This window comes from Pseudocitrobacter sp. RIT415 (assembly GCF_003057695.2).
Lineage (GTDB): Bacteria > Pseudomonadota > Gammaproteobacteria > Enterobacterales > Enterobacteriaceae > Pseudocitrobacter > Pseudocitrobacter faecalis.
The window spans coordinates 1-14,818 of the sequence record NZ_QBJC02000015.1; the positions used below are offsets into that span (position 1 = coordinate 1).

Below are 14,818 nucleotides of genomic sequence, written 5' to 3' on the forward strand. Positions count from 1 at the left end.
ATTACTCCATTTTAATTAACTGGCAAAACGGGAGGCTGACGAAAAAAATCAACTGATTTTGCAAACTTTAAAATTTATTTTTATTTTGATAATCAAAAAGTTATGCCGCATTCGACGAAAAACCATTCGATTTGCGGGCCTATAAGCCAGGCGAGATATGATCTACATCAAATTCTCATCTATAATGCTTTGTTAGTATCTCGTCGCCGACTTAATAAAGAGAGAGTTAGTGTGAAAGCTGACAACCCTTTTGATCTACTTGTTCCTGCTGCTATGGCCAAAGTTGCCGAAGAAGCAGGTGTCTATAAAGCAACGAAGCATCCGCTGAAAACCTTTTATCTGGCGATAACTGCGGGCGTGTTTATCTCGATTGCTTTTGTTTTCTACATTACTGCCACCACAGGAACCGCGGGTATGCCTTTTGGCGTCGCGAAACTGATTGGGGGTATCTGCTTCTCACTGGGCTTGATTCTCTGCGTCATTTGCGGGGCCGACCTCTTCACTTCCACGGTACTTATCGTTGTCGCGAAAGCCAGTGGTCGAATCACATGGGGTCAACTGGCGAAAAACTGGTTGAACGTCTATGTTGGTAACCTGGTAGGATGTCTGCTCTTTGTTCTGCTAATGTGGCTCTCCGGCGAGTATATGACCGCTAACGGTGGCTGGGGCTTGAATGTCCTGCAAACCGCTGACCATAAAATGCACCACACATTTATCGAAGCCGTTGCCCTCGGCATCCTGGCGAACCTGATGGTTTGTCTGGCTGTCTGGATGAGCTACTCTGGCCGCAGCCTGATGGATAAAGCCATGATTATGGTTCTTCCGGTTGCCATGTTCGTCGCCAGCGGCTTTGAGCACAGTATTGCAAACATGTTTATGATCCCGATGGGGATTGTGATTCGCAACTTTGCAAGCCCGGAGTTTTGGACCGCAGTAGGTTCAACGCCGGATAGTTTTTCTCACCTGACTATCATGAACTTCATCACTGATAACCTCATTCCGGTGACTATCGGGAATATCATTGGCGGAGGCCTGTTAGTTGGGCTGACATACTGGGTCATTTACCTGCGTGAAGGCGACCATCACTAAAGTGAGCGTTGTGTCAGGCAGTAAATAAAAAATCCACATAAGAAGGTAGGTGTTACATGTCCGAGCTTAATGAAAAGTTAGCCACAGCCTGGGAAGGTTTTACTAAAGGTGACTGGCAGAATGAAGTCAACTTACGTGACTTCATCCAGAAAAACTACACTCCATACGAGGGTGACGAGTCCTTCCTGGCAGGTGCTACTAAAGCAACTACCGAGCTGTGGGACAAAGTAATGGAAGGTGTTAAACAGGAAAACCGCACTCACGCGCCTGTTGATTTCGACACTGCTGTTGCTTCTACCATCACCTCCCACGACGCGGGCTACATCAACAAGTCGCTGGAAAAAATCGTTGGCCTGCAGACTGAAGCTCCGCTGAAACGCGCGCTGATTCCGTTTGGCGGCATCAAAATGATCGAAGGTTCCTGCAAAGCGTACAACCGCGAACTGGACCCGATGATCAAAAAAATCTTCACCGAGTACCGTAAAACTCACAACCAGGGCGTGTTCGACGTTTATACTCCGGACATCCTGCGTTGCCGTAAATCTGGCGTCCTGACCGGTCTGCCAGATGCATACGGTCGTGGTCGTATCATCGGTGACTATCGTCGTATCGCCGTTTACGGTATCGACTTCCTGATGAAAGACAAATTCGCTCAGTTCACCTCTCTCCAGTCTGACCTGGAAAACGGTGTGAACCTGGAAGCGACTATTCGTCTGCGTGAAGAAATCTCTGAACAGCACCGTGCGCTGGGTCAGATCAAAGAGATGGCAGCTAAATATGGCTACGACATCTCTGGTCCGGCGACTAACGCTCAGGAAGCGATTCAGTGGACTTACTTCGGCTACCTGGCTGCTGTTAAATCACAGAACGGCGCAGCAATGTCCTTCGGTCGTACCTCCAGCTTCCTGGATATCTACATCGAACGTGACCTGAAAGCAGGCAAAATCACTGAACAAGAAGCTCAGGAAATGATTGACCACCTGGTCATGAAACTGCGTATGGTTCGCTTCCTGCGTACTCCTGAATATGATGAACTGTTCTCCGGTGACCCGATTTGGGCAACTGAATCCGTCGGTGGTATGGGCGTTGATGGCCGTACTCTGGTTACCAAAAACAGCTTCCGTTTCCTAAACACCCTTTACACCATGGGCCCGTCTCCGGAACCGAACATCACTATCCTGTGGTCTGAAAAACTGCCGCTGGCGTTCAAAAAATTCGCTGCGAAAGTGTCCATCGATACCTCTTCTCTGCAGTATGAGAATGACGATCTGATGCGTCCAGACTTTAACAACGATGACTATGCTATCGCTTGCTGCGTAAGCCCGATGATCGTTGGTAAACAAATGCAGTTCTTCGGTGCGCGTGCTAACCTGGCGAAAACCATGCTGTACGCAATCAACGGCGGCGTTGATGAAAAACTGAAAATGCAGGTTGGTCCTAAATCTGAACCAATCAAAGGCGATGTGCTGAACTACGACGAAGTTATCGATCGTATGGATCACTTCATGGATTGGCTGGCTAAACAGTACGTCACCGCACTGAACGTCATCCACTACATGCATGACAAATACAGCTACGAAGCTTCTCTGATGGCGCTGCACGACCGTGACGTTATCCGTACCATGGCTTGCGGTATCGCGGGTCTGTCCGTAGCGGCTGACTCCCTGTCTGCAATCAAATATGCGAAAGTTAAACCGATTCGTGACGAAGACGGTCTGGCTATCGACTTCGAAATCGAAGGCGAATACCCGCAGTTTGGTAACAACGATGCTCGCGTCGATGACATGGCTGTTGACCTGGTAGAACGTTTCATGAAAAAAATTCAGAAACTGACTACTTACCGCAACGCTATCCCGACTCAGTCCGTTCTGACCATCACTTCCAACGTTGTATATGGTAAGAAAACCGGTAACACCCCAGACGGTCGTCGCGCAGGCGCTCCGTTCGGACCAGGTGCTAACCCGATGCACGGCCGTGACCAGAAAGGTGCTGTTGCCTCTCTGACCTCCGTAGCAAAACTGCCGTTTGCTTACGCTAAAGATGGTATCTCTTACACCTTCTCTATCGTTCCAAACGCACTGGGTAAAGACGACGACGTTCGTAAAACCAACCTGGCAGGCCTGATGGATGGTTACTTCCACCATGAAGCGTCTATCGAAGGCGGTCAGCACTTGAACGTTAACGTTATGAACCGCGAAATGCTGCTCGACGCGATGGAACATCCGGAAAAATATCCGCAGCTGACCATCCGCGTATCTGGCTACGCAGTACGTTTTAACTCCCTGACTAAAGAACAGCAGCAGGACGTTATTACTCGTACCTTCACTCAGTCCATGTAATGGATTTGACTGAAATCGCGATTTAAAAAGCGTACAATAAAGGCTCCACGCAAGTGGGGCCTTTCTTATAAGTCCCCCACTCTCCCCGAGCCTGTTTTGCGGGTTAATCTCTATAATGAAATTAACGTGCAAAATAAACTCAAGACGGCCTGAAGTCATGATCGTCACCCCTGCCGGACGCGGGGAAAAACTGGAGATAACACTGCAATGTCTGTAACTGGTCGCATTCACTCCTTTGAATCCTGTGGCACCGTTGATGGCCCAGGTATCCGTTTTATCACCTTCTTCCAGGGCTGTCTGATGCGCTGCCTCTATTGCCATAACCGTGATACGTGGGATACCCACGGCGGCAAAGAGGTCACCGTTGAAGAACTGATGAAAGAAGTTGTGACCTACCGTCACTTCATGAACGCGTCCGGCGGCGGTGTGACCGCATCCGGCGGCGAAGCCATTCTTCAGGCTGAGTTCGTGCGTGACTGGTTCCGCGCCTGTAAAAAAGAAGGCATCCACACCTGCCTTGATACCAACGGTTTTGTGCGTCGTTACGATCCGGTCATTGATGAACTGTTGGACGTTACCGATCTGGTGATGCTCGATCTCAAACAGATGAACGACGAGATTCACCAGAATCTGGTCGGCGTGTCGAACCATCGCACACTGGAATTCGCTCAATACCTGTCAAAAAAAGAGGTAAAAGTCTGGATCCGCTATGTTGTGGTTCCTGGCTGGTCAGATGATGACGATTCTGCGCACCGCCTGGGCGAATTTACCCGCGACATGGGCAACGTCGAGAAAATCGAGTTGCTGCCATATCACGAACTGGGTAAACATAAATGGGTGGCGATGGGTGAAGAGTACAAACTGGATGGCGTCCATCCACCCAAAAAAGAGACCATGGAACGCGTCAAAGGCATTCTGGAACAGTATGGTCATAAGGTAATGTACTAAAGCCTTTAGCGTGACTCTGCATCCGGAGTCACGCGTCTTCTCTCCACGTCATATCAATCGCATTCAGAACCTGCTCCAGTTGATGGGGTTGTATTTGCCCGGGCTTCCACAGCGCGACCACCGGATGCGTTAACCCTTGATCCCCCGCCTCGGTCTCCTGACGTTCGACGTTCTCCCACTCGCCCACGCCGAAATGACGTGGTAAAAACGCCCAGCCATCACCGGCGGACAACCGTTTTTCTAACAGCGAGATTTCATTAACGCGAATGATACGGTCGGCGATTTGAATACGCTGTGCCAGCGCATCCTGCAGCATACAAAAAGGCACCAACTGCGGACTGGCGGCAAGATGCAACATCGACACCGGCGAGACCGGGAAAAAGCCTTTACGCGCCCAGACGGATAGCGATATAGCACCCACGGCCCGCCACTTAAGATGATCGTTAACCGAACGATTCAGCGCCTGGTAGATCCCCATATCCACCTTCCCGTCATCCAGCCACCGCTCCGCCTGTTCACGTTCACACATCAGCAAATCCAGCGAAATATGTTGCTGCGCGAGGGTACTTGCCAGACTAAGTAAAAAATCACGCGGCGTGAAAGGGTCATAGCACAGCGTCAACTGCGTCTTTAGCTGATCGGGCAGTTGCTTAGCGACCTGCGAAAAGGCCTGCGCCTCATGTAAAAACAGTCGAGCCTGGCGATACAGACGCTTACCGTAATCAGTGAGTTCAAGCGGTCGTTTTGCGCGATCAAACAGAATATAACCTAAGTCTATTTCAAGATAATCAATAAGCTGACTTACCGTCGTCCTGTCCTTCTTTAGCTTTTTGGCCGCCTGAGTCAGGGTTCCGCACTCACAAACGCAGGCAAACGCTTCAATTTGCGCCAGAGAAAAATTAATCGGCTCCATAGGTCTTCTCTCCATTTGCGGGGGATATTCCCCCGCTAAGTGATTTATTGCGCTCAGTATATTAACCCTAACATAGACGGGTGAACTTAACTGAGGAAGAAAAATGAAGAATCAAAAAATCTCCGCCGTCGCATTAGGTCTGGTACTCACTGCGGGGGTCAGCGTCAGCGCCGATGCCTGTACCCGCGCGTTTATGAACATGTTTCCGGGCTATATGGTCACCGCCCGCAATCTGGATTTCTTTGGCCCTGTCGACCCGTCACTGGTGATCACCCCAAAAGGCATCGCCCATAATGGCGGAGACAGCGCTAAAGCGGCACACTGGACCACCCGTTATGGCAGCGTTGTGGTCTATGCGGATGGTGTCTTTCCGATGGATGGCATGAATGAAGCCGGGCTGGCGGGGCATACGTTGTTTTATATGAATGGCTCGCAGGTACAGCAGGATAACCAGGATAAACCCGTGCTCAAAAGCCGGGCGTGGTTAAGCTATATCCTGGATAACTATGCCACTGTTAACGACGCCGTCGAAGGTATTCGCCATAACGTGCGTCTGGCGGCGGCTAAACTGCCAGTGGATTACGCGACCGATACTAAACATATCGCGATCGAAGATAAGAGCGGAGACTCTGCCATCATTGAAATTGATAACGGCAAAGTGAATATCTATCACGATAAAAACTACCGCGTGATGACCAACCCGCCTTCTTACGATAAACAGTTAGCAAATCTCGCGCGTTTCAGCCACGCGAAACGTGACGCGATCCCAACCGGGCTTGATGCCGACCAGCGACTGGTACGCGCCAGCTGGAACTTACAGAATCTGCCAAAACCGGATAACAAGAATCAGGCCCAGGGATTTGTGCTGTCGGTGGTTAACAATGTGGCTTACCCCATCGGTATTCCGGCAGAAAGCGATGAACAGAAAGTCACCGACATGTATGCGAAATACAGTAAGAAGCCCGAGAACAATAAAGGTATTGGTACCTACTGGACGACAATATCTGACCTGTCGCATCAGGAATATCATTTTAAATCGACCTTTGCCGCCTCGCAGGTGTGGGTGGATTTAAAACAAATCAACTTTAGCGCTGGCCAGCCGGTGAAAACCATCAGCGGCCTCAACGACTATGCGCAGAAAGGCTGGGAAGGAAATATCATGGCGCAGGCAAAATAATCGTCAAGCCCGATAAGATTTGAATTATCGGGCTTTTACTTGAAGTGCGGATCAGGCATGAGCCACTGGCGTTGGATGATGCCCGGCTTTGCGCAGCAGCATCAGCAAATAGACAAACGATACGCAGGCAATCATCACGAACAGCAGGTTGTCGGAATAATTCTGCATCAGCATTGCGGTCAGCGTTGGGCCGAGCAGGCTACCGATGGTATAGCTCAGCAGCAAGGCCTGGTTCATTGACACCAGTTGATGATGTTCCACTTTTTCACAGGCCCAGGCCATTGCCACCGGGTATAACGTAAAGCCGGAAGCGCCGAGGACAAATAACGCAGGGGCCATAGCCGCGTTGCTGAGCATAGCAAGGCATCCGAGGATCACCACGAAGACCTGTACACGCAGGACTAACAGACGGCCATAGCGATCCGCCAGGCGCCCCACCGGCCACTGCCCCACGATGCCTGCACTAACCATCACTGCCATCCAGAAACCGATACCGGAATCGCTCACCCCCTGGTGATTCAGATAGAGCGGCATCAGACCGTAAAGCGACCCCAGTACAATCCCGGAGATAATGCAGCCATTTACGCCAAGGCGCGCCTGGCGAAGCGTAAACATCGACCACACGCGAGTTGAAACATGCGTTTCATCCTGCTGGTTATTGATGCGCGCAAATAGCATCGGCAGAATGGCTGCCAGTACGAGGCCCGTCATCACCGGTAACACGGTCAACAGATCGGTTGGCAGCTTGCTGACCATCAACTGGCCGAGCACCGTCCCCACGTAATAGACCATCATGTACGCCGCCAGCAAACGCCCGCGATTACGCGACGTACCACTGGACATCAGCGCGCTTTCCACGACAACCCAAATCATCGCGCAGCCAACGCCCGCGACAAAACGCCAGAACATCCAGCTCCAGAATCCGACCATTACACCTAAGCCGACGCAGCCCACGGCAAAAATCGCGGAAGCAATGTAGTAGCTACGGTTAAATCCCATGCGCTTAATCAAGTGCCCGGTCAGCAATGTCCCCACCAGATTACCGGTGAAATAGGAGGAGCCGACCATCCCGACCTGCCAGGTGGGCAAGTTTTCGCGGGCGAGCCAAAGCGGGACGAGCGTATTTAATACCGCAATCGCCAGAGTCAACAAAAGTAAGCCACAGAGCAACAGCTGCACCGGGCGAGTATAGGTGTTCATGGGTAAAAACCGTGAGGATGATCAGATTTCGAGCGCATCATGCCACGGCCATAATTAAAGTCAATCGCCCGGCTGACGGGGGCTGCGGGGAATATGGGGCGACGATTGATGTTTCTTATCCAGCGAAGCGGAAATAAATTCACACCAACAATCATTTCATTGTTTTTATTCGTTTATTACCGGAACAACCCGGAACGATTGGTCGAAAAATTTCATGATAAAAAAGCATTAAAAAGCCAGGACGCGATGCCTGGCTTTTTTCATACCCACAATAACTTAACTGGCAATCGCCATGCCGACAGTCATATGCAGACCATAAAAAACGCCGCGGCCAATCAGTTCTCCCGCAATGACCAGCACGACGGCGATGCTCAGCAGCGGCAGCGCGGGTTGATACCCTTTCAGCTGCGGCGCAACCCAGCACACCAGCGCCAGAGCAATCAGCACCACACGCCAGGCCATCAGCGAGCCGTAATCAGGCACCAGTGCGGATGCCTGTTGAATGGAGCTATGGATCGTCGCCAGTTCCGCGCCCTGCATCAGCGCAACCACCACGCTCACCACCAGTGCAACAATGCTAACGGCAGGCAGCAGACGCATCGCCCAACCGGTGACATCAGCTGCGCGCAGCAGCAGGTAGCCCAGCAGCGGGCCGCCAATGAACAGCGTCAGGAAGAAGCTCATCGGCGTCCAGACACTGTACCAGGTCGGCACCGTATCAATGCTGTTGTACACACGTACCATCATCCAGACGAATACCACACCCAGGACGGCGGTCACAATCAGCCACAGCCCACGCAGCGCCGGCGACAGTTTTTTCACCATCGCCAGCAGCCAGCCAAGGCCGCCGACTGCAAAGAAGATTGCGCCACTGGCAATTTCATTACTCAGCGCCGAGGAGCCCACGCGGTTAAGCGAGTTGAACGCGCGAAACGGCGAGCCCAGGTGAAGCGTTGAGGCAATGAACGCAATGCCCATCAGCACCCACAGTGCAAGCATCCCGGTTACCACACGTTGTTGCGCGTTCGGACGTAAATCCCCCTTCAGCAGCGCCACTGCCAACACGATAAACGCGCCCACCACGCATTGCCCAAAGACCGTAAAGATCATAAGCGGCCATTCATGCCATCCACTTCCCATCTCACACCTCCTTCGGATTGGCTAAATAGCCAGTGGTGTCGCCGGTTGGGCGACTGTTGGCATTCGGCTTAATGACGATGCTTGGTTTGGTAAAGTGCGCAGACGGCAGCGGCGCAACGGCGGCAAGATTACCGTGTTTTTTGCGCAACTCGTCAATCGGGCCGAAATCGAGCGCACGCAGCGGGCAGGATTCCACGCAGATAGGTTTTTTACCATCCGCCACGCGGTCGTGACAGCCATCGCACTTCGTCATGTGCCCTTTCGCCGCATTGTACTGCGGCGCGCCGTACGGGCAGGCCATGTGGCAATAGCGACAGCCGATGCAGACATCTTCATCGACGACCACAAAACCATCTTCGCGTTTGTGCATCGCGCCGCTCGGACAAACCTTGGTACAGGCCGGATCTTCGCAGTGGTTGCACGAAATAGAAAGATAGTAAGCAAAGACGTTCTGATGCCAGACGCCGTTGTCTTCCTGCCAGTCACCGCCCGCGTATTCGTAGATACGACGGAAGCTGACGTCCGGGCCTAAATCTTTGTAGTCTTTACACGCCAGCTCGCAGGTTTTGCAGCCGGTGCAACGACTCGAATCAATATAAAAACCATATTGGGTTGTCATCGATTACTCCTTACACCCTTTCAACCTGAACGAGATTTGTGTGTGACGGGTTTCCCTTCGCCAGCGGCGATGGACGCTGCGTCGTCAGAACGTTGATGCAGCCCGCCTGATCAACACGTTTAGCATCCGGGTCATACCATGCCCCTTCGCCCAGGGCGACAACGCCCGGCATCATACGCGGCGTAACTTTCGCCTCGATATGTACTTCGCCTCGATCGTTAAAGATGCGCACCCGGTCGCCGTTGGCGATACCGCGTTTCTTCGCATCCAGCGGATTGATCCACATCTCCTGACGGCAGGCCGCTTTCAGCACGTCAACGTTGCCATAGGTAGAGTGAACGCGGGATTTATAGTGGAAACCGGTCAGCTGCAACGGGAATTTTTCCGTCAGCGGATCGTTATAGTTTTCAAATCCTGGGGTGTAGATCGGCAGCGGATCGATAACATCGCCTTCCGCCAGTTCCCAGGTCGCGGCGATTTTCGCCAGTTCCTGAGAATAAATTTCGATTTTGCCTGACGGCGTGGTCAGCGGGTTGGCCTGTGGATCCTCACGGAAGGCTTTGTACGCCACGTGATGTCCTTGCGGATCGCGCTTTTTGAAAATCCCCTGTTTACGGAAGGTGTCGAAGTCCGGCAGTTCAGGGATGGCTTTGCGCGACTGTTCATACAGATGACGCATCCACTCTTCCTGGCTGCGACCTTCGGTGAACTGCTGCTCAACGCCCATACGCCTGGCAAGCTCTGTGGTCATCTCGTAGATGGTTTTGCACTCGAAGCGCGGTTTAATCGCCTGATCAGCAAAGATGACGTACGACATGTTGCCGCAGGATGCATCCAGCGCGAAGTCCATTTGCTCAGACGCGGTGCAGTCCGGCAGGATGATGTCGGCGTATTTCGCGGACGAGGTCATATGGCAGTCGATGACCACAATCAGCTCGCACTTCTTATCATCCTGTAGGATCTCGTGGGTACGGTTGATCTCTGAATGCTGGTTGATAATACAGTTGCCCGCATAGTTCCAGATCATTTTGATCGGCACATCGAGTTTATCTTTCCCGCGCACACCATCGCGCAGCGCCGTCATTTCCGGGCCGCGTTCGATTGCATCGGTCCACATAAACATGGAAATGCTGGTCTGAATCGGGTTTTCCAGGGTCGGCATCCGCACGAACGGTAAAGAGTAAGAACCTTCGCGCGCACCGCTGTTACCGCCGTGAATACCGACGTTTCCGGTCAGGATAGAGAGCATGGAGATCGCGCGGGTAGCAATTTCGCCGTTAGCATGACGCTGCGGGCCCCAGCCTTGAGAGATAAACGCCGGTTTAGCGGTCGCGATTTCACGCGCCAGCTTCACAATGCGATCGACCGGGATACCGGTGATAGCCGACGCCCACGCCGGCGTTTTCGCCACACCGTCGTTGCCTTCACCAAGAATATAGGCTTTATAGTGACCATTGGCTGGCGCGCCCGCTGGCAGCGTCTTCTCGTCATAACCGACGCAGTATTTATCGAGGAACGGCTGATCGACCAGATTCTCGGTGATCATCACCCACGCCAGTGCAGATACCAAAGCGCCATCAGTTCCCGGACGAATCGGGATCCATTCATCTTCACGCCCAGCGCCGGTGTCGGTATAGCGCGGATCGATAATGATCATCCGCGCATTCGATTTCTGCCGTGCCTGCTCAAGATAATAGGTCACCCCGCCACCGCTCATACGCGTTTCGCCAGGGTTGTTACCAAACAGCACTACCAGCTGACTGTTTTCGATATCAGACGGGCTATTACCGTCGGCCCAACCGCCGTAGGTGTAGTTGAGACCTTCCGCAATCTGTGCGGACGAGTAGTCACCGTAATGGTTCAGATAACCGCCACAGCAGTTCATCAGACGGGCAACCAGGGTATTTCCCGGCGGCCAGGAACGCGTCATGGTGCCACCCAGCGTACCGGTACCGTAGTTGAGATAGATAGATTCGTTACCGTACTCTTTGATCAGGCGCTGCATGTTGGTGGCGATGGTATCGAACGCCTCCTCCCAGGTGATGCGCTCAAATTTTCCTTCACCGCGTTTGCCCACGCGTTTCATCGGGTATTTCAGGCGGTCTGGGTTGTAGACGCGGCGACGCATAGAACGCCCGCGCAGGCAGGCGCGAACCTGATGCAAGCCATCGTAGTTATCATCACCGGTATTGTCGGTTTCGACGTATTTAATTTCACCATCCACAACGTGCATGCGCAGCGGGCAGCGACTGCCACAGTTTACAGTACACGCGCTCCAGGTGAGACGCTCGGCGGCAGTAGCCGGGGCTAGCGCATCAGCAGCGCTTACCATACGGCTAAACGGGAGCGTGAAGGCACTGCTGGCCATCGCCAGGCCGCCAATTGCCGAGGTTTTCATCAAACCGCGACGGCTGACCTCGGCTGCCAGAATGGCATCGGGGGTCTTAATTTTCATGAATACTCACTTCGTTGCTCACATTGAAAACAATACCGCTATATAGTTATAGATATAGCGAAATTTTTATTTTTTAGTTTTATCTGCTGCGGATTACTTCGAAGGGAGTATTTCTCTTTTGAATGGTTAAGGTATTGCTCAGTATCAATGATGGGCACAAAAAAAGCGCCCGCAGGCGCTTTTTACATAAGAAAGGTGAATCAACCGATATATTCCAGGCCGTTCATATACGGACGCAGAACTTCCGGCACCTCGATACGACCATCGGCCTGCTGGTAGTTTTCCAGCACCGCCACCAGCGTACGACCTACTGCCAGGCCGGAGCCGTTCAGGGTGTGCACCAGACGGGTTTTCTTGTCAGATTTGCTACGGCAACGCGCCTGCATACGACGCGCCTGGAAATCCCAGACGTTAGAACAGGAAGAGATCTCGCGGTAAGTATTCTGCGCCGGCACCCACACTTCCAGGTCATAGGTTTTGCAGGCACCGAAGCCCATATCACCCGTGCACAGAATGATTTTGCGGTATGGCAGACCGAGCAACTGCAGAACTTTTTCTGCATGACCGGTCATCTCTTCCAGCGCCGCCATGGAGTCTTCCGGGCGAACAATCTGCACCATCTCAACTTTGTCGAACTGGTGCATACGGATGAGACCACGAGTATCACGACCATAAGAACCCGCTTCAGAGCGGAAGCATGGCGTATGCGCGGTCATTTTGATCGGCAGGTTATCTTCGTCAATGATTTCATCGCGCACCAGGTTGGTCAGCGGTACTTCCGCCGTTGGAATCAACGCATAGTTGCTGCTGTCAGCTTCTTCTTCCAGCGGACGCGTATGGAACAGGTCACCGGCAAATTTCGGCAACTGCCCGGTACCGTACAGCGTGTCCTGGTTTACCAGATACGGCACATAGTTTTCGCTATAGCCGTGCTGTTCAGTGTGCAGATCCAGCATGAACTGAGACAGCGCACGGTGCATGCGCGCGATCTGGCCTTTCATCACCACAAAGCGGGAACCGGTCAGTTTCACTGCCGCCGCGAAATCAAGACCGCTGTGCATTTCGCCCAGCGTCACGTGGTCGCGGACTTCGAAATCGAACTCACGCGGTGTACCCCAGCGGCTGACTTCAACGTTGTCGTTTTCGTCTCTACCGACCGGCACATCGTCGTGCGGAATGTTCGGGATAGTCAGTGCGATATCGCGGATTTCCGCCAGCAGCACGTCCAGCTCAGATTTCGCGGCATCAAGCTGCTCACCGAGTTTGTTTACTTCCAGGCGTAATGGCTCGATATCTTCCCCGCGCGCTTTCGCCTGGCCAATGGATTTCGATCGCGAGTTGCGCTCTGCCTGCAGGTTTTCGGTTTCTACCTGCAGCACTTTACGACGCTCTTCAAGAGCGCGAAGTTTATCTACATCCAGCTTAAAGCCCCGGCGTGCCAGTTTTTCTGCGACTGCGTCTGGCTCGGTACGCAGCAGATTGGGATCGAGCATGCTTATCCTGTGCTTATCGAATTGAAAAAAGGGAATGCAACCGCAGCCTGCGGTTGCAAAGATACATTGCCAACATTACCGCAACGCCTGCGCTAGCGGTAGCGTTTTGTGCGGCTATTTTGATCCTGTTCAGCGAGCCAGGCGAGCTTTTCGCCAATCTTGCCTTCAAGGCCACGGTTAGTTGGACGATAATAGCGCGTTTGTGCCATTTCCTGCGGGAAGTACTCTTCTCCGGCGGCGTAGGCGTTGGGTTCGTCATGAGCATAGCGATACTCCTGCCCATAGCCCATCTCTTTCATCAGTTTGGTCGGCGCATTACGCAGGTGAACCGGCACATCGTAGTCCGGGCGTTCTCGCGCATCGGCCATTGCCGCTTTGAAAGCGGTATAGACGGCATTACTTTTCGGGGCACAGGCCAGATACACAATCGCCTGAGCAATCGCGCGTTCACCTTCCGCCGGGCCCACGCGAGTAAAGCAATCCCATGCGGAAATCGCGACCTGCATCGCACGCGGATCGGCGTTGCCGACATCTTCTGAAGCAATCGCAAGGCAGCGACGCGCGACATACAACGGGTCGCCGCCGGCGGAGATGATACGGGCATACCAGTAAAGTGCAGCATCTGGCGCGCTGCCACGCACCGATTTATGCAGTGCGGAGATTAAATCGTAGAAACGATCGCCTTTGTTATCGAAGCGCGCGCTGCGCTCACCGGCGATTTCGGTTAACAGTTCAGGTTTGAGCGTGCGCTTGCCGGAATCATCCACTTCGGCCATATCGGCCATCATTTCCAGCGTATTCAGGGCGCGCCGCGCATCGCCGTTCACCAGTTCGGCAATCGCCCGGCGGGTATCATCCGGCAACACGATATCCTGGCCGCCGTAACCACGCGCATGGTCTTCCATCGCCTGAGACAGAACTTGCTCAATATCCTCGGTAGTGAGGGATTTCAGCAAATAGACGCGCGCCCGGGAGAGCAGCGCCGAGTTCAGTTCAAACGAGGGGTTTTCGGTGGTCGCGCCAATAAAAGTAATCGTGCCGTCTTCAATATGCGGCAGAAAGGCGTCCTGCTGGCTTTTATTGAAACGGTGAACTTCATCAACAAACAGAATGGTGCGGCGACCGGCGTTACGGTTCTGCCGGGCACGTTCAATGGCTTCGCGGATCTCTTTCACCCCGGACGTCACCGCAGAGATGCGTTCGACATCGGCGCTGGCGTAACGCGCAATCACTTCCGCAAGTGTCGTTTTACCGGTGCCCGGCGGCCCCCACAGGATCATTGAGTGCAAATGCCCGGCTTCGATGGCGCGCGGTAGTGGTTTCCCGGCGGCGAGCAGATGCTGCTGACCGATGTACTGCGCTAAATTTTCTGGCCGCATACGGGCGGCCAGAGGTTGAAAGGTATTATCTGAAAAGTCGAGCGACATGTTGCTCACGACCTACCT

General features: G+C 53.0%; 11 protein-coding genes. 4 read left to right on the plus strand and 7 right to left on the minus strand.

The window, feature by feature from the left end; all coding sequences use genetic code 11:
* Positions 1–231: 231 nt before the first annotated feature.
* The 3 genes from focA (at position 232) to pflA (ending at position 4,376) form a co-directional block, all read left to right on the plus strand.
* On the plus strand, positions 232–1,089 hold the full coding sequence (gene focA / locus DBY68_RS15110) for a formate transporter FocA (RefSeq protein WP_146745466.1): 858 nt from the start codon (positions 232–234) through the stop codon (positions 1,087–1,089).
* Positions 1,090–1,145: 56 nt separating this feature from the next.
* Positions 1,146–3,428 (plus strand): formate C-acetyltransferase, encoded by a 2,283-nt coding sequence (gene pflB / locus DBY68_RS15115; protein WP_015965104.1) that lies wholly within the window; start codon positions 1,146–1,148, stop codon positions 3,426–3,428.
* Between the two features lie 207 nt (positions 3,429–3,635).
* Positions 3,636–4,376, plus strand: coding sequence for a pyruvate formate lyase 1-activating protein (gene pflA / locus DBY68_RS15120; protein ID WP_108474592.1), 741 nt, complete (start codon positions 3,636–3,638; stop codon positions 4,374–4,376).
* 28 nt (positions 4,377–4,404) lie between these two features.
* On the opposite strand, the gene DBY68_RS15125 is transcribed toward pflA, so the two are convergent.
* Positions 4,405–5,289, minus strand: a complete 885-nt coding sequence (locus DBY68_RS15125) for a LysR family transcriptional regulator (RefSeq protein ID WP_108474593.1) — start codon at positions 5,287–5,289, stop codon at positions 4,405–4,407.
* A gap of 103 nt (positions 5,290–5,392) precedes the next feature.
* Between DBY68_RS15125 and DBY68_RS15130 the strand changes: the two genes are divergently transcribed.
* Positions 5,393–6,466: a linear amide C-N hydrolase gene (locus tag DBY68_RS15130; RefSeq protein WP_108474594.1), complete on the plus strand. Its 1,074-nt coding sequence runs from the start codon at positions 5,393–5,395 to the stop codon at positions 6,464–6,466.
* Between the two features lie 51 nt (positions 6,467–6,517).
* Here DBY68_RS15130 and DBY68_RS15135 read toward each other — a convergent pair whose 3' ends face one another.
* The 6 genes from DBY68_RS15135 to rarA all read right to left on the minus strand — a co-directional run bounded on the left by DBY68_RS15135 (position 6,518) and on the right by rarA (position 14,809).
* A complete protein-coding gene (locus tag DBY68_RS15135; RefSeq protein WP_108474595.1) occupies positions 6,518–7,666 on the minus strand; it encodes an MFS transporter in 1,149 nt (382 codons plus the stop codon).
* Positions 7,667–7,942: 276 nt separating this feature from the next.
* Complete coding sequence (locus tag DBY68_RS15140; RefSeq protein ID WP_108474596.1) at positions 7,943–8,806, minus strand: dimethyl sulfoxide reductase anchor subunit family protein; 864 nt, start codon at positions 8,804–8,806, stop codon at positions 7,943–7,945.
* Between the two features lies 1 nt (position 8,807).
* On the minus strand, positions 8,808–9,425 hold the full coding sequence (dmsB, locus tag DBY68_RS15145; RefSeq protein WP_015965110.1) for a dimethylsulfoxide reductase iron-sulfur subunit DmsB: 618 nt from the start codon (positions 9,423–9,425) through the stop codon (positions 8,808–8,810).
* A 10-nt stretch (positions 9,426–9,435) separates the two neighbouring features.
* Positions 9,436–11,880 carry a dimethylsulfoxide reductase subunit A gene (gene dmsA / locus DBY68_RS15150; protein WP_108474597.1) on the minus strand — a complete coding sequence of 815 codons (2,445 nt, stop codon included), beginning with the start codon at positions 11,878–11,880 and terminating at the stop codon, positions 9,436–9,438.
* A 200-nt stretch (positions 11,881–12,080) separates the two neighbouring features.
* Complete coding sequence (gene serS, locus DBY68_RS15155) at positions 12,081–13,373, minus strand: serine--tRNA ligase (RefSeq protein WP_108474598.1); 1,293 nt, start codon at positions 13,371–13,373, stop codon at positions 12,081–12,083.
* Between the two features lie 92 nt (positions 13,374–13,465).
* On the minus strand, positions 13,466–14,809 hold the full coding sequence (rarA, locus tag DBY68_RS15160) for a replication-associated recombination protein RarA (RefSeq protein WP_108474599.1): 1,344 nt from the start codon (positions 14,807–14,809) through the stop codon (positions 13,466–13,468).
* Positions 14,810–14,818: the final 9 nt, after the last annotated feature.

What these genes read in the sequence shown, in the direction of transcription:
- pflB (WP_015965104.1), top strand. Translation starts at nt 1,146, where the DNA reads ATGTCCGAGCTTAATGAAAAGTTAGCCACAGCCTGGGAAGGTTTTACT.
- pflA (WP_108474592.1), top strand. Translation starts at nt 3,636, where the DNA reads ATGTCTGTAACTGGTCGCATTCACTCCTTTGAATCCTGTGGCACCGTT.
- DBY68_RS15125 (WP_108474593.1), bottom strand. Translation starts at nt 5,289, where the DNA reads ATGGAGCCGATTAATTTTTCTCTGGCGCAAATTGAAGCGTTTGCCTGC.
- DBY68_RS15130 (WP_108474594.1), top strand. Translation starts at nt 5,393, where the DNA reads ATGAAGAATCAAAAAATCTCCGCCGTCGCATTAGGTCTGGTACTCACT.
- DBY68_RS15135 (WP_108474595.1), bottom strand. Translation starts at nt 7,666, where the DNA reads ATGAACACCTATACTCGCCCGGTGCAGCTGTTGCTCTGTGGCTTACTT.
- DBY68_RS15140 (WP_108474596.1), bottom strand. Translation starts at nt 8,806, where the DNA reads ATGGGAAGTGGATGGCATGAATGGCCGCTTATGATCTTTACGGTCTTT.
- dmsB (WP_015965110.1), bottom strand. Translation starts at nt 9,425, where the DNA reads ATGACAACCCAATATGGTTTTTATATTGATTCGAGTCGTTGCACCGGC.
- dmsA (WP_108474597.1), bottom strand. Translation starts at nt 11,880, where the DNA reads ATGAAAATTAAGACCCCCGATGCCATTCTGGCAGCCGAGGTCAGCCGT.
- serS (WP_108474598.1), bottom strand. Translation starts at nt 13,373, where the DNA reads ATGCTCGATCCCAATCTGCTGCGTACCGAGCCAGACGCAGTCGCAGAA.